Consider the following 19,712-nt stretch of genomic DNA (forward strand, 5'->3'; position numbering starts at 1 on the left):
TTCAGGCTGCAGCGCGGGAAACTGTGCGCAGCATGGAAACGATTGCCTGGTCCAGCTCAGCATCGACCGGCAAGGTCTGCGATGACAGCTTGACGACGACGGTTGACGTTGCCGGATCGACCCAGATCCATTGGCCGTGAATGCCGATGGCCGCCAGTTCGCCCTCGCCGGTCTCGTACCAGTAGTTGCGATAGCTGCCCGATGGAAACAAGCTGGTCTGATCACCATTCTTCCACGCATCACGGCTGCCACCGGTCCACAGATCGTCGATGAACTTCTCCGCGATCAGGCCGGCCCCTCTTGTCCGCACGAGCTCGCCAGTCAGGGCAAGGTCGCGCGCCGTCGCCGACATGCCGCCTGCAGCGCGCGCCGTGCCGATGCGATCAACGGTGATCATCGCATCGGAGCGGGCGCCCATCGGCTGCCAGAGGTGATCACTCAGCAGGCTTGGCAGCCGCCCGCCCCCGGCGCGCTCAAGCACGATACCGGCGAGATCGGTATTGGGGGAGCGGTAGGCGTGCTTTTCGCCGTGCCTCCAGTCGCCTTTTCCGATGCTGCAGACGAAGCTTTTCAAATCCGGTGCGGGACTGTCCGGCCTGTCGGGATTCCAGCCGGTCGCCCGGCGATAGCGATCGAAGCCGCCTGATGTGTCGAGATAGTCCTCGACGAAATCGACGCTGATCTCCATGTCGAACAATTGCTGAACGGTCGCGTCCGCGTAAGCCGAACCGGCGGCCTCCGGCACATAATCGATCACCAGCTTGTCGAAGGAGAGCAAGCCCTTGCCCGCCAGAATTCCGGCAAGCAAAGCCGTCAGGGATTTCGACACGGAAAAGATGATATGCGGCCGGGCGGGGTTGGAATGATCCGCCGACCATTCGGCAACGATGCGCCCATTGCGCATGACCAACAGTTCGTCTGTCTCGCTTGCCGTCAGAAATTCCTTCAGCGATTGGACCGTGCCATCGATGCCGGGCACCTGCAGGTCTTCGAGACCACCGAGATTTAGGGATGGCGCTTCGCCCTCGCCTTTGGCCTTGATGACGGCTGAGGGAACGACCTCGCTGACATTCTGAAAAGACCATTGCGAGAAAGGGGCCGTCCGCCAATTTGCGAGCGTAACGTCCGAGCGTTTGAAATCCGTCATGTTCTGTCTCCTCCATCCGCTGTCGCCAGCACGCCATAAAGTTCCGGCCGGCGATCGCGGAACATACCCCAGGCGGCGCGGTCGTCGGCAAGCTGCTGCCGGTCGAAACTGGCAACCAGCACGTCTTCTTCGGCACGTCCGGCGCTGGCGACGAGCTGCCCGTCGGGACCGGCGATGAAGGACGACCCGTAATAGGATTGTGATTGGCCGCTAATGGTTTCAGAGCCGATACGGTTGGCGGCGGCAATGGGCATCATGTTGGCGGCAGCGTGGCCGCGCATCACCATGCGCCAGTGTTCCATCGTATCCAGATCGGGGCGGGCCGGTTCAGAGCCGATGGCGGTCGGGTAGAGGATCAGTTCGGCGCCCATCAGCGCCAAGGCGCGCGCAGCTTCTGGAAACCACTGGTCCCAGCAGATGCCGACACCGATCGTGCCGAAACGGGTCGGCCAGACCTTGAAGCCGGTGTCACCGGGGCGGAAATAGAATTTTTCGCTATAGCCCGGACCGTCGGGAATGTGGGATTTGCGGTAGACACCGAGGATGTCTCCCGTGGCGTCGATCATGGCGAGGCTATTGTAAAAGGCCTGGTTCCTTTTCTCAAAGAAGGAAACCGGCAGGACGACGCCGAGTTCCCTGGCGAGATCCTGCATCGGTGCGATGACCGGATGATTGGCAAGCGCATGCGCTCTGGCAAAATGGACGGGATCCTGCGTCTGGCAAAAGTACAGGCTTTCGAATAGCTCCTGTACCAGCACGATATTGGCACCCTCGCCCGCAGCCTGCCGGATCAACCGGTAGGCGGTGGCGAGGTTTTCATTGAGATCATCGGTGCAGGCGAACTGGACGACGCCCAAAGTCATGACGGAGCCGGAAGCCACGATCAGTTGCCCTCAAAGCCGGTCAGAACGCTGACGGCATTGACGCCGATCTCGGCGACGGCATAGCCGCCTTCCATCACGAACAAAGTGGGCAAATTCAGCCGGGCGATACGCTCGCCGATCTTCGGGAAATCTTCGGTCGTGAGCTTGAACTTGCTGATCGGGTCCTTCTCGAACGTATCGACGCCGAGCGAAATCACCACCACATCCGGATTATAGGCCACCAGCTTGCCGCAGGCGTCCTCCAGCGACTGGCTCCAGCGCTCCCAATCCGTGCCGAAGCGCATGGGATAGTTGAGGTTGTAGCCCTCGCCCTCGCCGGTTCCGCGCTCGTCGGCATGGCCGAGGAAGTAGGGATATTCCTGCATCGGATCGGCATGCAGGTTGATCACCTGCACATCGGCGCGGGAATAGAAGATTTCCTGCGTGCCGTTGCCATGGTGATAATCGACGTCGAGGATCGAGACGCGCTTGGCGCCGTTGTCGCGGAACCACTGCGCCGCTACTGCGGCATTGTTGATGTAGCAATAGCCGCCCATGAAACCGGCGCCGGCATGATGGCCAGGCGGGCGGCACAATGCAAAGGCCGAACGTTCACCATCCTGGACGAGGCCGGCCGCCGTCAGTGCCACGTCATGCGAGGATTTGATCGCATCCCAGGAGCCTTCGACGATGCCGCACCCGGCGTCGAAGGAATAATATCCGAGAAGCCCGTCAATGAATTCAGGCGGCACGTCGCCGCGCAGGCCACGGGTGGGCCAGGTAAAGGGAAGCGCGGTGCCGGTGCGTCCCTCCGCAGTCCAGAGATCCCAGATCGTCGGTAGGAAATCGAGATAGTCCTTGCGATGGATGCGCGCCGCCGTCGTCAGGTCATGCCCCTGCGGCGGCAGGATCGGCCCGAGCCCCACGGTCTTGATCCGCCCCGAGACATATTCAGCGCGCGAGGTTAGCTCGTAACCAGGTACGATGGCGCCGGCGACCAGCTCGAGCTGGTTGGCATGACCAAGATGGCGGGGCGAGAAGACGGTTTTCATGGGATTATCCAAGCGGCGGGAACAAAAACGCACCCCGCCGCGACCGGCGGGGTGCGTTGGGAGAGGATTACTTCTGAAGCTCGGTCCAGATCTTGGTGTAAAGCTCCTGAACTTCGGGCGGGCAGGTCTGCGAGGGAACGCCGACCGAAGCAAACTCGGCGGGGATATCGATTTCCGGTGCCCCCTTCATATCGGCCGGCATGAATTCGCCGGAACCGGCGATCCCGTTCGCATACCGATGAAATCCGGAATTCATCCCGGCATTCTGTGGATCCATCATGAAATTCTGGAAGAGCTTGGCGTTTTCGACATTCTTTGCGTCTTTCAGAACGGCAAGATTGTCGCTCCAGTTGACGAAACCTTCCTTCGGATAGCCGAATTTGATCGCAGGATTGGCCAGGCGCTGGCGAAACGCAGAGCCGTTCCAGTCGCTGGAAGCGGCGAAGTCGCCCGAGCCCATTTTCTGGATAGTGCCGTATTCCATCGCCACCCAGTTCGGCTTCGCCTTGACCAGCGTATCACGCACCTTCTTGAGGACGGTAAGGTCGCCAGTGCATTTCGTGCCGCCATTGTAGAGCACGGCTGCGTCGATGACATCGGTCATCTCCGGAACAACGTTGACCTTGCCTTTCAGCTCATCCGGCGTGTCGAAGACGATACCCCAGGTGTTGATGTCCCCCTTGTAGACATCGGTGTTGACGACGACGCCAACGATGCCCATCGCCCACGGAACGGTATATTTGCGGCCCGGGTCGAATTCCGGATTCTGCCATTCCTTGGCGACGTGACTGAAACTCTCCATCTTGCCCGGATCGGTCTCGAGCAAGAGGCCCTCCGAGATCCAGATCGGAATGTAGTTCTGCGACGGCACGACCATGTCGAAGCCCGAACCGCCCTGGCGGACCTTGGCGAGCGCCGTATCGTTGGAATCATAGTCGGTGATCGTCACCTTGACCTTGTACTGGTCCTCGAATTTCTTGATCATCTCGGGGCTGGTATAGTTGCCCCAGTTGTAGATGTTGAGTTCGCCTTCGGCCCGGGCAAGCCCGGTGGAGGCGAGAAGTGCGGCCGTGACGGCCATGGTCGCTGTCATCCGTTTCATGATGCTGTTCCCTTTTCTTTCGTTAGACACGTTTTCTGTTGACGATGAAGAAGACGGTGACGACACAGACTGACAAGAGCAGGAACAGCGTCGAAATCGCGTTCATTTCCGGTGTGATGGAGCGGCGGATCTGGCCGAGCATGTAGGTCGGCAAGGTATCCTGGCCGGCCGATTTGACGAATTCGGTGATGACCACATCGTCGAGCGAAATCACGAAGGCCAGCATGAAACCGGCGAGAATGCCGGGCCACAGCAGCGGCAGCGTGACATAGCGGAAGGTGTTCCACGGTGTTGCGTAGAGATCGGCAGCCGCCTTCTCCAGCGTCAGGTCCATATTTTCCAGCCGCGCCCGGATCGGCAGATAGGCAAACGGGATGCAGAACGCCGTATGGGCGGCGATCAGGTAGCCCAGGCCGGAATAACCGGTCCAGATCTTGACGCGGGCAAAGAAGATCAGAAGGGCAACGGCCGTGACGATTTCCGGAATCATCAGGGGCTGGTTGATGAAGGCATATTTCAGCGTCAGGCCGCGATAGGGCTCCGTCCGGGTGGTCGCCAGCGCCGCCATGGTGGCTGCAATGGTGGCGACGACAGCGGCAAACGAGGCGATCTGCAGCGAGCGGATGGAAGCGTCGATCACCTGCTGGTTTTGAAAGGCTTTGGTGAACCAGCGAAGCGAAATCCCGTCAAAGGAAGCCAGGGATTCGCCCGCATTGAACGAGTAGAAGACCAGCACCGCGATCGGGAGGTAAAGCGCAAAGAAGCAGGCCATTGCAATGGTTGTGAATCCGCGCTGACGCCGGATGGAAAATGTCTTAGCCATGCCGGCTCCCTTGAGATCCCGCATTGCGAACATAGACAAGCAGTGCCGCCATGACGATCAGCATCAGCGTGATCGACAGCGCCGAGCCGAGCGGCCAGTTCCGGCCCTGGCCGAACTGCAGCTCGATCAGGTTGCCGAGCATCATGTTCTTGCCGCCGCCGAGAATGCTCGGCGTCACGTAGGCGCCGAGCGCCGGAATGAAGACGAGAATCGAGCCGGCTATGACGCCGGGCTTGACCAGCGGAAAGATGATTTTTCTCAGCACCCTGAAGGGCGTGGCATAAAGGTCATAGGCCGCTTCCACCAACCGGAAATCCAGCTTTTCCATGCTGGCATAGAGCGGCAGCACCATCAGCGGCAGATAGACATAGACCATGCCTGTCAGGATCGCACCGTCGGTGAAGAGCATTTGGACGGGCTTTGAAATCAGACCGAACTTCAACATCAAACCATTGATCAGGCCTTCGTTGCGAATGATCTCGAGGATCGCGAAGGTGCGGATGAGAAGATTGGTCCAGAAGGGGATGGTAATCAGGAACAGCCAGAGTTCCCGGGTTTTTTCCGGCCTTGTGGCAATGAAATAGGCGGTGGGGAAACCGACCAGCAAGGTCAGGACCGTCGTTGCCAAAGACAGCATGACAGAGCGCATGAAAATCGACACATGCGCATCGGCAAGCGAGAAGGTGCCGTCGAAAATATCCTTCTCCATGACGACGCCAATCCAGCCCTCAAGCGAAGGCAGCCATTGCACATCGCCATAGGGACCGGGTGTCAGGAAGGAATAGACGAGAACGATCAGCAGAGGGCCGGTCGATGCAAGAAGGATGATCAGCAGGGCGGGAAGCGAGAGCAGCCACCGTTTCCGGATATCCCTGCTCTTCTCCGCTTCGATCGTCCCCGGCATGTTCGTCATCTCAGTTCCTCAACACCCGGGCGGCATTGGCTTCGAGCGCAATGCCAACCATATCGCCCTGGTTGAACCGTGCGCTCTGCAGAGGTTTGTTTTGTTCTCGCAGGGTAAACACCGTTTCGCCGTCGGAAAGGCGGACGTGATAATGGGTATCCGTGCCGAAATAGACGACGTTTTCGAGCGTGCCGGTCATCTGGTTGGCTACGGTACGGTCAGGTGGGCAGAGCGTTGCATGCTCCGGCCGCAGAACCACCGTCACCTCGCCTTCGGCGTGGAAATCCTGCGGCATTGTTGCCGAGATTCGGCCGGCGACCGGCGTATCGACATCGGCGATGCCGTCCCTCACCGAACTGATCCGGCCTTTCAGAAAATTGGTTTCTCCGATGAAATCGGCGACGAAGCGATCCGCCGGGGCATCATAGATCTCCCGGGGATTGCCGACCTGCAGGATCCTGCCCGATGACATCACCGCGATGCGGTCCGACATGGTCAGCGCCTCCTCCTGGTCATGGGTGACGAAGATGAAGGTGATGCCGGTTTCCGCCTGCAGGCGCTTCAATTCGATCTGCATGTCCTTGCGCAGCTTGTAATCGAGCGCCGAAAGCGGCTCGTCAAGCAGCAAAACCTTCGGCTGGGGCGCAAGGGCGCGGGCGAGCGCGACACGCTGCTGCTGGCCACCGGAAATCTGACTGGTGCGCCGACCGGCGAGCGCTTCCATGCGCACCAGCTTCAGCATGGCATCGACGCGGTCCTTGATCTCCTGCTTCGGCTTGCCAAGCATCGTGAGACCAAAGCCGATATTCTCCGCCACCGTCATGTGTGGAAACAGCGCGTAGCTTTGGAAAACTGTATTGATTGGTCGCTTGAACGGCGGCATGGCGGCGATGTTCTCGCCGTTCAGTATGATCTCGCCGGATGTCGGATATTCGAAGCCTGCGATCAGCCGCAACAAAGTGGTCTTGCCGCATCCGGAAGGTCCCAGAAGCGTGAAGAACTCGTTCTGCCGGATCGATACCGATGTGTTGTCGACGGCAGCGAATGCAAACTCGCCAAAGCCGAATATCTTAGAAACATGGCGTATTTCGACCGCGTTCAATTCCGCCATATGCGGCACACTACCCATTGCATGAAGCTGCTGTTCCCGCCTTTTCGGCTTTGCGCTAGGTGACCACAGCGGCCTCGCATTGACAACACGATTCTACTTGATGAGGAAAAAATCTTTATCAGGAGGAAAAACTTATACGGCCGCCGCAAATTGTGGTGGTGGGTTGGATCGTCTGCAGCTCATTTGGAGCCGTTGCCTCGATGTCTCCGCTGAGTACAACGATATCGGCAAGGTATCCTGCGCGGATCATGCCCTTTCGATCCTCCTTGAATTCCGCATAGGCGCCTTCGACGCAATAGGCCGAGAGGGCCTCCATCAGGGAAAACGATTGATCCGGATCGCTGTCGGCCCAGCGTTTGCGCGTGATGGCCGCCTCAATGCCGATGATCGGGTCGATCGGAGACACCGGCCAGTCGGAGGCAAAGCAGATATGCGCGCCGGCGTCCTTGAACGTGCGCCAGGCATAGCTGACCGGCCAGCGATCCCGGCCGATGCGCGATACGGTCGGCTCCAGCGGCACGCCGGCGCAACCCGGCGGATGCGGCGGCTGCATTGAGGCGATGACGCCGAGTTCGGCGAACCGGGCGATGTCACCCGGATGCACGACTTCGATATGCTCGATGCGATGCCGGCTGTCGCGGGTGCCGTTCTGCGCGCGTGCGGCCTCGTACCCATCGAGCACTGCCCGCACCGCGCCGTCGCCGATCGCGTGAACCGCGATCTGCAGCCCGCGCCGGTCCGCTTCCACTGCGACATCGCGAAACGTTTCGGGCGTGAAGAGGCCCTCGCCGCAATCGCCTGATTTGTCGGCGTAAGGCTCCACCATCACCGCCGTCCAGCTGTCGAGCACGCCATCGTAGAAAACCTTGACGACGCCGGACGATAGCCAGTCGCTGTCGAACCGGCGCGCAAGTTCGGATGCCTTTTCCAGCATGTCGAGCGACATGAAATTTTTGAAATGGAAGGGAATGATCACCCGGCACGGCAGGCTGCCATCCTCTTTCTCGATCGCGGCGAGCAGTTCCAATTGGTAGAGATTGCCATCCATGTTTTGAACGGTGGTGATGCCGTGGCGGGAACAATAATCAAGGCCGCGCCGCATCACGGCAATATCTTGCGCCCATTCCGCTTCGTTGGGATAGGGGTCCGGCTCGCCGCCGGTGGAGAGGCCGAGGCGGTAGCGATCGAAACCGCCGGCTGCCTGCAACGGGCTGAACGCTTCCATTTCACGCAATTCCCCGGTCGCCAGGCCATCTGAATCCACCACAACCTCGTTGCCGGGTCCAAGGTCCGCGCCGTGCAAGATGCCGACCAGTTCGAGCGCCTTGGTATTGGCCCAGGCCGTATGATGATCGGGCGCGAAAAGAACCAATGGCTGATCAGCCACAATCGCATCGAGATGACGGCGCGTCAGGCGTTCGTCCCCGAGGATCGTGTAGTCGGCACCTTGTGCAAAAAGGACCTTCTCGGCGGTCCGCGTTAGCGCGTACTCCCGAACAGCCTCGGTCAGAGCTGCCAGTCCGCTGATCCCGGCAAGCTGGAGATGGTCGAGCTCGGCGGCGCCCGAAAACAGGTGCATGTGGTTTTCGGAAAAACCCGGAAGCACCGTGCCTCCCGCTGCATCGATCACCTGCGTGCCTGCGCCTCGAAAGGTCTCCATCTGCGCTTCCGTGCCGACGGCCAGGATAAAGCCTGCAGCCATCGCGACCGCCTCGGCTCGGGGCCGATCCTCATCCAGCGTCAGAACACGGGCGTTGAGGATGATGATATCGGCGGTCTGCGTCATGATGATACTCACTGCTTGCCACGAAGAATCTGGGGCGAGCTAAGCCGATCCGGCTGCGCAATTCAATCGGAATGGGAATGTTTCCTCACCATCCGTCCGAAAGCACCCGCTCCAGCATGTCGGCGAAGAAATCCGCGCTCTCCTGTGACAGACAGAGTGGCGGCTTGATCTTCAGGACGTTCAGATAATCACCGGTCGGCTGCATGACGACGCCGAGCTGCAGCAGCCGGTCACAAATCACAGCCGTTTCGGCAGTTGCCGGCGCCAGCGTCTCGCGGTCACGGACGAATTCCAATCCAAGATAGAGACCCATGCCGTGCACGGCACCGACGAGAGGGAACCGCTGTCCCAATGCCTGCAGGCGGCGTTTCAGGTGGTCGCCGACGACGCGGGCGTTCTCCTGAAGCTTCTCATCGCGCATGATATCCAGAACCGCCATGCCGACCACGGAACTGACCGGGCTTCCGCCAGCGGAGGAGAAGAAGTAACCTTCCTTCTCCAGCGCATCGGCGATCGCCTTGGTGGTGATGACAGCACCAAGCGGATGGCCGTTGCCCATGCCCTTGGCGATGGTGATGATATCGGGGACCACGCCCTGCTCTTCAAAACCCCAGAAATGATTCCCGAGACGGCCGTAGCCGACCTGCACTTCATCGGCGATGCAGACGCCGCCGCGTGCCCGAACCAAAGCGTAGATGTCCTTGAGGTAACCCGCCGGCAGCGGTAGCCCGCCGGCATTGCCGTAGACGCATTCGCAGATGAACCCGGCCAGCCCCTTGCCGTCGCGATCGAGCTTTTCCAGCACCGGCATGACGGCTTCGATATAGCCGGCGGTCGAGCCCGCCCCGCGAAACGGACCGCGATAGGTGTTTGGCGACATGACCGGGTGGACCCAGTCAGGCCGGGTGGTCAGTGCCTGCGGATTGTCGGCGATCGAGGTGGAGACTGCGTCGCTGGCAACCGACCAGCCGTGGTATCCTTCCAGCAGGCACAGCGTGTTGCGCGCGCCGCTCGCTGCCCAGGCGAGCCTGAGCGCCAGATCATTGGCTTCCGAGCCGCTATTGACCAGAAACACCGTGTCGAGCCCTTCCGGCGCGAGAGCTGCCAGCCGCTCGGAAAATTCCGCGACGGAGGCATAGTGGAACCGGGAATTGGTGTTCAGCCGTTGCCACTGCCGGTGCACGGCATCGGCGAGACGCGGGTGGCCGTGGCCAAGGATGGTGACGTTGTTGACCATGTCGAGATAGGCGCGGCCTTCGACGTCGACCATATGCTCGCGCAAGCCCCGCTCGATCTGCGGCGGCATCCCGTAATAGTTCTTTTGCGGCTTGGCGAAATGGCTCTGGCGGAGCGAGAGAAGCGACGCACTCTGCGGCACCGGTGCATCGCAATCAAAGCCGAGCAGCTTTGCCGGTGACGGGCATAGAACCATCCACGCAGCGGCGTGAGCGGGTGAGACAAACGGCGGCGGCACGATGTCCTTGTCACGGCAGAGCTGGACGCGCAGCACGCCATGGTCACCGGCCGAGCCAGTGACCAGGCCAAGCGGCTGACCAGGATGGATGAAATCATCCGGGCCAGGCAAGGCATCAAGACCGGACAGATGCAGCGCGGCATCCCGCCCCAGCAATATCAGGCCGCCATCGGTGAGTTTCAGAATGCCGCCGAAAGGCGCCGACACGCCGGTGCCCGCCGGCAAGAGCAGATCGACATGAAGAGCGCATGTTGCCGCCGGCTGAGATGAACGCAGCACAGTTCGGGTCAGCCGGTATTCGCCGTAGCGCGTTGAGACGGCATTGTTGTTTTCGCGCGATGCCGCCGAAAGAAGCCGGTCTTCGAGATCCGGTTGCGGCCATGCAACGCCGTCGAACAGCTCACTTTGCGTGTCCAGGGCGATCGCCGCGATCCCGGACGCTTCGATCTCCGGCAGCAGACGCTCACCGGTGATTGCAGCACCCTGATCGCCCAGTTGGCCAACCGCCTGCAGGATGGCGATTTCCATCACGGCTAACGGCACCGAAACCGCGACGTCGAAAATCAACCGCTCGTGGTCGATGTTGCCGCTGACATAGCTGTTGTCCGGATCGAGCGCGATCTGCTGTTCGCTGCTTGCCACCAGCACGGCGGCGCGCGCCACGATCAGCGGCCAGAGTGCGCGCAGTTCCGCCTCGTTGAGCGGGAAAACCGCGTGGAATGCCTTGATCGCTGGCAGGATGATGACGGGATCGCCATCGGCATGATGCAGCAGCGAGGCGCAGGTGACAGCGAGATCGGCGACCAGCCAACCATGGATGACGTCGCCGAAATCGATCACACCATCCGGTATTAGCTGGCGGCTGTCATTTGGCAGGCTGACGACATTGTCGTCGGTGATGTCATGATGGATCGCCTGTTGCCGGAGCTCCGGCTTCAGCACGCTGAGCCGGCGCATGGCTGCATCCATCGCCTGGCCGATGCGCTGCTTGCGATCCGCATCCCTTACCGCCGACAGCAGATGGCTAACGACCGGTTCGGCATTCCGAAGATCCCATTGCAGGTCGCGCGACAGGCCGGGATGCGTAAAATCCGCCAGCGCCAGCGCCAGCCGGCCGCCCAGCGCGCCGAGTGCCGCGACCGTCACTGCCGGCAGATGTTTGCGCCGCGTCAGCGGTTGGCCCCTGATATAATCGAGCAGGCGGATCTGATAATTTGCATTGCGCACCGTGACGAACAGGATGTCGGCGCCATTGTTAGCGGCAATCACTTTCGGCACGCGGGGCGAATTGGCCTTGCCGGCGATATGGCGCAGTGCGGCGTTTTGCGCTTCAAGCTCGACAGTCGCATAATCGGCGCGGCAAATCTTCAGGACGAAACGGCCTTTTGCTGTGTCAATGCGATAATTGCGGTCCTGCTGACTGCCGAGTTCGGCAATCTGGCCAGCAAGACCATAGTGATCGGAAAAAAGCCGCGCGGCATCTTCGGCAGTCACATCAGGCCGAGACAATGCCGCCCGCCGCAAAAAAGCATGTTCCAATCTCTCGCCCCCCGGAATCAGTCGGCTGCAGATTGGCATATGCATCCGGGAACAAGAATGACAAATTGGAGGGTGCTATCCCGCAGGCTTCAAGTGGCGGCATCCCACATCCTTCGTTATGCGCCAAACACAGAAACGCCCGCTGCAAGGCAACGGGCGTTTATGGACACTTCGCCGGGGGCGGTGTTTTAAGCGATTAGCGAGCGACCGAGGCGCGGGCGATGCTCTGGATATCGGCACGGTCGATGCCGAGGTCGCGCAGTTCGCGGGAGGTCATGCGGCCAAGTTCGGTGACCGTCTGACGGTACTTGCGCCAATTGTTGAAAGAGCGTGCTACGTTCATGATAATCCCCTTTCTAGGGCTTTCCGGGCCCGGCAGCCATTCAGTGGCGCCGTTGTCGTTGTGATGAGTTGTGTATAAGCCTCCTGATTATGGAGTAACAGCGCCAATACTTCAGGACACCCATGCACTAGCTGCATGGTCAACTTCCAAAGGGCCAATCCCAATGGCAGACTGCGGTTTGCACTTGGGAGTGACGCCGTTCATTGCCGGGCGCCATGGCAATCGCATCACCGAACATCTGAAACGGTTCTCCCATCTCAGCGGAACTTTACCCATCTCGCCGCGTTCAACGGATGAGGTAAACAGGAGTTACTAAAATGCTCGCGAAGTTTTCCTATCTCGCATTCGGTTTTGTCGTCGGCGCCGGCCTGCTGATGGCACTGACTATGGCAGATCATACCACCACGCTTGCGAAAACCAGCCGCGTGAATGGTCCGGTGGCGCCGGTTAATTTTGAAATGGAGCGATTTGGCTAAAGGCTCGACAAGCTGGCCTACACTGTTTCGCGCAGTCCGCTCAGCGCGGGGCGGCTATCTGTGACCGCCCACCTGTTGGCGGGAAACATTTGCCCGTTGCATAGACAGGAAAAGTCCTTTGAACTCAGGCTCGCGTACACGCCGCGCCGCCTCGACGCAGGACACCCACTCGCTGAGCCGCTGGCCCTTCTCACGAAAGACATCGCAGCTTTCCCTGACATCGAGCAGGTGCACTTGGACGCAACAAGGCGCGCGCTCGCCATTGGTGAACATCTTCAGATAGGTGAAATACCCGAACGGCTTTTTCGTTGCCTTTCCGCGCACGCCGGCCTCCTCAAAGGCTTCGATCGCGGCGACCTCGTGTGGCTTTTTGCCGGCTATGGGCCAGCCCTTGGGAATGATCCAGCGGCCGCTTTGACGGCTCGTTACCAAAAGAACTTCGAATATGCCACCTTCCGCACAAATGCGGTAGCACAACGCCGCGAACTGCTCGCGCATCCGCTCCTTGAACAAGGTTTCTGTAAATGGGGCCAGCTCGGACAAAAAGGTTGCCGGTTTTTTCGACGATTTTTTCAGCGCACCGCCCATAAGGCTTACCCGCCTCTGATCGAGGTTCGCCATACCAGGTCGGCATGCAGGCGCACCGTATGGTCCTCAGGCTCGGCGTCCTCGGATACCAGCCAGGACACGGCCTCGCGCGCAATCGTGTCCACGGGCTGCGCGAATGTGGTCAACCCATAGGATGACCAGGACGCCTGCTCGATATCATCGAAACCGGCCACACAAATCTGATCTGGAACGGACACTGAAAACTGATGACGGGCGGCATCCATGAAACCGCAGGCGAGGAGATCGGTGGCGCAGAACACTGCGTCCGGGCGCTCCTTGCGGGTCAGAAGCTGTTGGGCGACAACCCGGCCACTTTCATACCCGGTATGGCCGAACCGCTCGACGATCACATCCAGACCCAGCGCCTTGGCAGCGGCAACGAAGCCGTGCTCGCGTGCCATCAGGCTTGGGGTGCCGGCCTGGGAGTTGGCAAAGGCAAGCTTGCGGCAGCCAGCCCGCACGAACGCGGTGGCAATACGCGAAGCCGCATCCGCGTCATCCAGATTGATCTTCAGCGGCCCTTCCCGGTCGTCATCGCGGTTGATCAGCACCAGCCGTTGGCCGTTCTTCAGACAAAGGTCGGTGATCGACTTGTCCGGCAGGCCGGACAGGATGACCGAGGCATCGGCCCGGTAGCGAATCGCCTGCCGGAGAGCCAGGTCGACACTGCCGTCCGACCGGTCGGTGTTGATCAGCATCGCGACCTTGCCGGAATTCTGCAACTGCTGTGTCAGGGCGCGCAGCAGCGCCGAGCGATAGGGCGTGCCGATTTCTGAGACGATCAGGCAGACGATGCCGCTTTCGTTGCGCATGAGTCCGCGGGCCAGGTGATTGACGTGGTAGCCGAGCGCCTCTGCGGCATCGAGCACTTTCTGCCGCGTTTTCGGCGAAACGCTGGCACCTGATGTAAACGTACGGGAAACTGCGGAGCGCGAAACCCCGGCCTTCTCCGCCACTTCCTGGGCACTGACGAATAATTTTTGTGACACGATGCGGTCCGTCCTCTTGCGCGTAATCTGCACAATTTTGCAATTGCGTGCAAGCGCTCGATCCCTCGAAGTGTGACAGTTTTGTGAAGATTTTGTTTGACAGCCGTTGTCATCTCATGCAGCATTTGCACACGCTTGCAAAAGCTGATGGCGTGGAGGCGCCGCTTAACAGGAGGAAATTTCATGGGTTCACGATATATTGCCGTCGCCGCATTGGTCGCCGGAACGACACTTTCAGCTTTCTCGGCCCAGGCCGCCGGCGATCTCAACCTGATCTGCTCGGCCGATGTGGTCATCTGCGAGCAGATGAAGGGCGACTTCGAAAAGGCGCACAGCGACATCAAGGTCAACATGGTGCGCCTGTCTTCCGGCGAAACCTATGCCAAGATCCGGGCCGAGGCGCGCAATCCGAAAACTGACATCTGGTGGGCCGGAACAGGCGATCCGCACCTGCAGGCGGCATCTGAAAACCTGACCCTGGAATACAAGTCGCCGATGCTCGACCAGTTGCAGGATTGGGCAAAGAAGCAGGCGGAAAGCTCCGGCTACAAGACGGTCGGCGTCTACGCCGGCGCTCTCGGCTGGGGCTACAATACCGAGATTTTCAAGACCAAGGGTTTCAAGGAGCCGAAATGCTGGGCGGACCTTCTCGACCCGGCATTCAAGGGTGAAATCCAGATTGCCAACCCGAACTCGTCCGGCACCGCCTATACGGCGCTCGCTTCACTGGTCCAGATCATGGGTGAAGACCAGGCCTACGACTATTTAAAGAAGCTCAATGCCAATATTTCGCAATATACCAAGTCCGGCTCTGCCCCGGTAAAGGCGGCTGCACGCGGCGAAACGGCGATCGGCATCGTCTTCATGCATGATGCCGTTGCCCAGACGGCAGAAGGTTTTCCGGTCAAGTCGGTCGCACCGTGCGAAGGTACCGGTTACGAGATCGGCTCGATGTCGATTGTCAAGGGCGCAAAGAACCTCGACAATGCCAAGACCTGGTACGACTGGGCACTGAAGCCGGATGTGCAGTCGCGCATGAAGGATGCAAAATCCTTCCAGCTGCCGTCCAACAAGACGGCTGAAATCCCCAAGGAAGCACCGCGCTTCGAGGACATCAAGCTGATCGACTACGACTTCAAGACCTATGGCGATCCGGCCAAGCGCAAGGAACTGCTTGAGCGCTGGGATCGCGAAATCAGCGCCAACGCCAACTAAGAGACACGGGTCAGGCCGGGGCCATCGTCAAGGCCAGACCCAAAGTTTTTCCCGGCCGGGGATCGCGCAACCCTCCTCAGATTGCGGCGCCGTCTCCGGCCACTCCTAACTCCATATTTTGCATCATGAAAAGGCGCGGGGATCGTTATGGACCATCGCAACCGTAGGCTGGATATTGTCCTCGGAATAGGCATTGCCGCCTTCCTTCTGGTTCCGTGGTACCGGATCGAAGGCGGATTTCTCGGATTCGGCTGGTTTTCCGGCTTTCCGACAGAGGCCTCCGTCGCTCCGGGCATTCTGCAAATCCTCAGCTACGGCCGCTGGTGGCTGGCCTTTGCCGGCCTGATCATGGCCGCTGTAGTGGCAGCGCGGTTCATTCGCGATCCGATGCCGCGCGGAACATTGCTTGCCGCGGCAGGCGCCGCCGGCGTGCTGTTTCTGACACTTCAGGGTCTGGCGATCGGCTTTTCCGGCTGGTCCTGGACGATCAGCGAAACGCTGTTTGGCGCGCTGGCCGACGGCCAGCCAGCCATGGGTGCCGGTGCAGTGCTTTCAGCATTCGCCTTCGTTCTTATCTTCTCTTTCGGCCTTGCCGAGCGCGGCGTCATGAAGGGCGATGCCTTTGTCGTCTCCTCGATCGCCATCCTGGTTTTCCTCGTCGCGATCTTCGTATTCTATCCGGTCGGCAGCATGTTGGTCGGCGCCTTCCAGGATTTCGACGGCTCGTTCAATCCGGACGGTTTTACCCGCAACATTCAGGACAATTCGATCTGGAGTCTTGGCTGCGTTGTTGGTGGCGAGCGCTGCGGCGTTGCCTGGCGCACACTCTGGCTGGCCTTGATGACGGCGGGCGGCTCCACCATCATGGGTCTTGCCTTTGCGTTGGTCGCCACCCGCACGCGCTTCCCGTTTAAGAAGGGCCTGCGGCTTTTGACGGTGCTGCCGATCATTACCCCACCCTTCGTCATCGGCCTTGCCCTCACTTTGCTGTTCGGCCGCGCCGGGGTGATCACAGAAAGCCTGTCCAACTTGTTCGGCATCGAGCCAGGCCGCTGGCTCTATGGCCTCACCGGCATCTGGATCGCCCAGGTCCTGTCGTTCACGCCGATTTCCTTCCTCGTGCTCATCGGCGTCGTCGAAGGCGTCAGCCCATCCATGGAAGAAGCGTCCCAGACGCTGCGGGCCGACCGCTGGCGCACCTTCTGGCGCGTATCGCTGCCATTGATGAAACCGGGCATCGCAAATGCATTCCTGATCGGCTTCATCGAAAGCATGGCCGATTTCGGTAACCCGCTGGTGCTCGGCGGTAGCCATGGCGTGCTTTCGACTGAAATCTTCTTTGCCGTTGTTGGTTCGCAGAACGATCCGTCCCGCGCCGCCGTGCTTGCCATCATCCTGCTCTGTTTCACCCTGACGGCATTCCTTGCCCAGCGCTACTGGCTGTCGGGCAAGAATTTCGCCACCGTGACCGGCAAGGGCGACAGCGGCTCGCATATCGCGCTGCCCCGCTCTATCTCGATCGCAGTGCATGCCATGGTTATCCCGTGGATGATCTTCACGGTCGTCATCTACGGCATGATCCTGGTCGGCGGCTTCGTGAAGACCTGGGGACTGGACAATTCGCTGACGCTTGATCACTACGCCCGCGCCTTCTCTGTCGAAATGCGCGATGGGGCACTGGCCTGGACTGGTGTGGCCTGGAACTCCTTCTGGACGACGATCGAGATCGCGCTGATCTCGGCGCCGCTGACGGCTGCCGTCGGGTTGCTGACGGCCTATCTCATCGTCCGGCAGAAATTCGCCGGCAGGAATGTGTTCGAATTCGCCCTGATGATGAGCTTTGCCATTCCCGGCACGGTCATCGGCATCAGCTACATCATGGCCTTCAACCTGCCGCCGCTGGAAATGACCGGTACGGCACTGATCCTGATTGCCTGCTTCGTCTTCCGCAACATGCCGGTCGGCGTGCGCGGCGGCGTGGCGGCGATGAGCCAGCTCGACAAGAGCCTCGACGAGGCATCGCTGACCCTGCGCGCCAACAGCTTTAGGACGATCCGCAAGGTTATCCTTCCGCTGCTACGCCCGGCGATCACCGCAGCCTTGGTCTATTCCTTCGTGCGGGCCATCACCTCGATCAGCGCCGTCATCTTCCTCGTCAGCGCCGAATACAACATGGCGACCTCCTATATCGTCGGCCTCGTCGAAAACGGCGAATATGGCGTGGCGATCGCCTATTCCTCGATGCTGATCGTGGTGATGATTGTCGTTATCGCCAGCTTCCAGCTTCTCGTCGGAGAACGCCGGCTGCGGCGCGAAAACCGCGTCGCCGGCGTCACTTCAGCCCCTTCCCTTTCCCTCGGTCAGGAGAAAACCGTATGATCACCTCTCGCTCCGGCTCGGTCGTCTTTCAGAATATCAAGAAACAGTTCGGCGCCTTCACCGCCATTCACGACCTGTCGCTGACCATTGAGCCCGGCCAGCTGGTCACGTTGCTCGGGCCTTCCGGCTGCGGCAAGACCACGACACTGCGCATGCTGGCCGGCCTTGAACATCCAAGCTCAGGCAAGATCCTGATCGGCGGCAAGGACGTCACCATGCTGCCCGCCAATGAGCGCGACGTTTCGATGGTGTTCCAGTCCTATGCGCTGTTTCCGCATATGAGCTCGCTCGACAATGTCGCCTATGGCCTGGAATCGTCCGGGCTCAAGAAGAAGGAAGCCCGTGATAGAGCGGAGGAAGGTCTGAAACTGGTCGGTCTCGCCGGCATGGGCGGACGGCTTCCCGCCGAGCTTTCCGGCGGCCAGCAGCAGCGCGTCGCTGTTGCCCGCGCCCTCGTGCTCGAACCGCAGGTGCTGTTGCTCGACGAGCCGCTGTCCAATCTCGACGCCCGGCTGCGCCGCCAGGTACGAACCGAAATCCGTGACCTGCAGCAGCGCCTCGGCTTTACCGCCGTCTACGTCACCCATGACCAGGACGAGGCGCTGGCCGTCTCCGACCGCATCGTCATCATGAAGGACGGTGTGATCGCGCAGGAAGGCTCGCCCCGCGATCTCTATGAAGCGCCAGCTTCGGCCTTCATTGCCGACTTCATGGGCGAGGCCAATGTGGTTGCCTGCGACGTCATCAGCGTCGATGGCGCAGACGCCACCATCCGCATCGGCGGGCTCGAACATCGCGTACCCAGCCGCAATGCCAAACCCGGACCGGCAAAGCTTGCAGTGCGGCCAAACTCGATCACGCTGGAGCCGGCATCGGGTGCTGCCTTTCCCGGCCAGATCACCCATGCGGCCTATCTTGGCGACCATGTCGAATACGAGGTAGAGACAAGCACAGGCAGACTTTTCGTCGTCGATCCGGCCGTCGAACGGGCCTTGGCACCGGCGACCGAAGTCGCTATCGGCTTCAAGGGACGCGGTATCGCCATCATCAACGGCTGAGGCATACAATATTACAGAAGGACTATTTCATGACATTGCAGATCTCCGGGCTCGACGCGCGTTTCGCCCTGGCGCAGGCTATCGCCAAGGAAGCAGGCAGCGTTGCGCTCGACTATTACAACAGACGCGAGACGCTGGTGATCGAAACCAAGCGCGACCTGCAGGACGTTGTTTCCATTGCCGACCGCGAGGTCGAGAACCTCATTCGCGCCCGCGTCGCTGAGGTTAACCCGGGCGACGGGTTCCTGGGCGAGGAATACGGTCTTGCCCCCGGCGACTCCGGCTATACTTGGGTGGTCGATCCGATCGACGGTACCAGCCCTTTCGTCAACGGCATGCCGAACTGGTGCGTCTCGATCGCCGTGCTGCACGACAATGCACCGGTGATCGGCGTCATCTGCGCCCCCTGCCATGACGAACTCTATGCCGGCGCGAGCGGCAAGGGCGCGACGCTCAACGGCCGGGTGCTGACCCTCGATCCCTCCCGCACTATCCGCAACGCCGTCACCGGCATCGGTGCCAACAATTACGTGACGCCGGCCTTCGTCGGCAAAATGGTCGAGGACCTTTTGGCAGCGGGCGGCAATTTCATCCGCAATGGCTCCGGAGCGCTGATGCTCGCCTATGTCGCCGCCGGCCGTCTGGTGGGTTACTACGAGCCCTACATGCATGCCTGGGATTGCCTTGCCGGTTATTGCCTCGTCAAGGAAGCGGGCGGCTGGTATCACCCCTTCCCTGTCGAAGGAGAACAGCTGACCAAGGGGTCGCCGGTCCTGGCGACGGCTCCCGGCGCACGGGAAGACCTGATGAAAATCGCTGGCCTCTGAAAAAACCCTCATGGG

General features: G+C 60.4%; 17 protein-coding genes. 5 read left to right on the top strand and 12 right to left on the bottom strand.

Annotation, left to right across the window (positions count from 1 at the left end):
- Window position 1: 1 nt before the first annotated feature.
- The 10 genes from ACP7BS_RS17330 to ACP7BS_RS17375 all read right to left on the bottom strand — a co-directional run bounded on the left by ACP7BS_RS17330 (window position 2) and on the right by ACP7BS_RS17375 (window position 12,144).
- The gene (locus ACP7BS_RS17330; protein WP_426239100.1) at window positions 2-1,147 is read right to left on the bottom strand and encodes a serine hydrolase domain-containing protein; all 1,146 of its coding nucleotides are present in this window, start codon (window positions 1,145-1,147) and stop codon (window positions 2-4) included.
- Window positions 1,144-2,010, bottom strand: coding sequence for an N-carbamoylputrescine amidase (gene aguB / locus ACP7BS_RS17335; RefSeq protein ID WP_426239212.1), 867 nt, complete (start codon window positions 2,008-2,010; stop codon window positions 1,144-1,146). Before aguB ends, ACP7BS_RS17330 begins: the two co-directional genes overlap by 4 nt.
- A gap of 20 nt (window positions 2,011-2,030) precedes the next feature.
- Window positions 2,031-3,062, bottom strand: a complete 1,032-nt coding sequence (locus ACP7BS_RS17340; RefSeq protein WP_426239101.1) for a histone deacetylase family protein — start codon at window positions 3,060-3,062, stop codon at window positions 2,031-2,033.
- A gap of 67 nt (window positions 3,063-3,129) precedes the next feature.
- Window positions 3,130-4,164 carry an extracellular solute-binding protein gene (locus ACP7BS_RS17345; RefSeq protein WP_426239102.1) on the bottom strand — a complete coding sequence of 345 codons (1,035 nt, stop codon included), beginning with the start codon at window positions 4,162-4,164 and terminating at the stop codon, window positions 3,130-3,132.
- Window positions 4,165-4,186: 22 nt separating this feature from the next.
- Entirely contained in the window at window positions 4,187-4,987 is an 801-nt protein-coding gene (locus ACP7BS_RS17350) for an ABC transporter permease (RefSeq protein ID WP_113243750.1), read from the bottom strand.
- Complete coding sequence (locus ACP7BS_RS17355; protein ID WP_426239103.1) at window positions 4,980-5,900, bottom strand: ABC transporter permease; 921 nt, start codon at window positions 5,898-5,900, stop codon at window positions 4,980-4,982. Before ACP7BS_RS17355 ends, ACP7BS_RS17350 begins: the two co-directional genes overlap by 8 nt.
- A gap of 1 nt (window position 5,901) precedes the next feature.
- Window positions 5,902-7,011 (bottom strand): ABC transporter ATP-binding protein, encoded by a 1,110-nt coding sequence (locus tag ACP7BS_RS17360; protein ID WP_426239213.1) that lies wholly within the window; start codon window positions 7,009-7,011, stop codon window positions 5,902-5,904.
- 109 nt (window positions 7,012-7,120) lie between these two features.
- On the bottom strand, window positions 7,121-8,788 hold the full coding sequence (locus ACP7BS_RS17365; protein WP_426239104.1) for an amidohydrolase: 1,668 nt from the start codon (window positions 8,786-8,788) through the stop codon (window positions 7,121-7,123).
- 85 nt (window positions 8,789-8,873) lie between these two features.
- The gene (locus tag ACP7BS_RS17370) at window positions 8,874-11,840 is read right to left on the bottom strand and encodes an aminotransferase (RefSeq protein WP_426239105.1); all 2,967 of its coding nucleotides are present in this window, start codon (window positions 11,838-11,840) and stop codon (window positions 8,874-8,876) included.
- 157 nt (window positions 11,841-11,997) lie between these two features.
- The gene (locus ACP7BS_RS17375; protein ID WP_113243755.1) at window positions 11,998-12,144 is read right to left on the bottom strand and encodes a DUF1127 domain-containing protein; all 147 of its coding nucleotides are present in this window, start codon (window positions 12,142-12,144) and stop codon (window positions 11,998-12,000) included.
- A 317-nt stretch (window positions 12,145-12,461) separates the two neighbouring features.
- On the opposite strand from ACP7BS_RS17375, the gene ACP7BS_RS17380 reads away from it, so the two are divergent.
- The gene (locus ACP7BS_RS17380; protein ID WP_426239106.1) at window positions 12,462-12,620 is read left to right on the top strand and encodes a hypothetical protein; all 159 of its coding nucleotides are present in this window, start codon (window positions 12,462-12,464) and stop codon (window positions 12,618-12,620) included.
- Between the two features lie 54 nt (window positions 12,621-12,674).
- Here ACP7BS_RS17380 and ACP7BS_RS17385 read toward each other — a convergent pair whose 3' ends face one another.
- Together ACP7BS_RS17385 and ACP7BS_RS17390 are read right to left on the bottom strand one after the other, a co-directional pair.
- Window positions 12,675-13,208, bottom strand: a complete 534-nt coding sequence (locus ACP7BS_RS17385; protein ID WP_426239107.1) for an NUDIX hydrolase — start codon at window positions 13,206-13,208, stop codon at window positions 12,675-12,677.
- 5 nt (window positions 13,209-13,213) lie between these two features.
- Complete coding sequence (locus ACP7BS_RS17390; RefSeq protein WP_426239108.1) at window positions 13,214-14,218, bottom strand: substrate-binding domain-containing protein; 1,005 nt, start codon at window positions 14,216-14,218, stop codon at window positions 13,214-13,216.
- A gap of 183 nt (window positions 14,219-14,401) precedes the next feature.
- Between ACP7BS_RS17390 and ACP7BS_RS17395 the strand changes: the two genes are divergently transcribed.
- The 4 genes from ACP7BS_RS17395 to ACP7BS_RS17410 all read left to right on the top strand — a co-directional run bounded on the left by ACP7BS_RS17395 (window position 14,402) and on the right by ACP7BS_RS17410 (window position 19,697).
- Entirely contained in the window at window positions 14,402-15,433 is a 1,032-nt protein-coding gene (locus ACP7BS_RS17395) for an ABC transporter substrate-binding protein (protein ID WP_426239109.1), read from the top strand.
- 147 nt (window positions 15,434-15,580) lie between these two features.
- The gene (locus ACP7BS_RS17400) at window positions 15,581-17,812 is read left to right on the top strand and encodes an ABC transporter permease (RefSeq protein ID WP_426239110.1); all 2,232 of its coding nucleotides are present in this window, start codon (window positions 15,581-15,583) and stop codon (window positions 17,810-17,812) included.
- Window positions 17,809-18,870: an ABC transporter ATP-binding protein gene (locus tag ACP7BS_RS17405; RefSeq protein WP_426239111.1), complete on the top strand. Its 1,062-nt coding sequence runs from the start codon at window positions 17,809-17,811 to the stop codon at window positions 18,868-18,870. Before ACP7BS_RS17400 ends, ACP7BS_RS17405 begins: the two co-directional genes overlap by 4 nt.
- 29 nt (window positions 18,871-18,899) lie before the next feature.
- Window positions 18,900-19,697 (top strand): inositol monophosphatase family protein, encoded by a 798-nt coding sequence (locus tag ACP7BS_RS17410; protein WP_426239112.1) that lies wholly within the window; start codon window positions 18,900-18,902, stop codon window positions 19,695-19,697.
- Window positions 19,698-19,712: the final 15 nt, after the last annotated feature.

This window comes from Pararhizobium sp. DWP1-1-3 (assembly GCF_049896125.1).
Lineage (GTDB): Bacteria > Pseudomonadota > Alphaproteobacteria > Rhizobiales > Rhizobiaceae > Pararhizobium.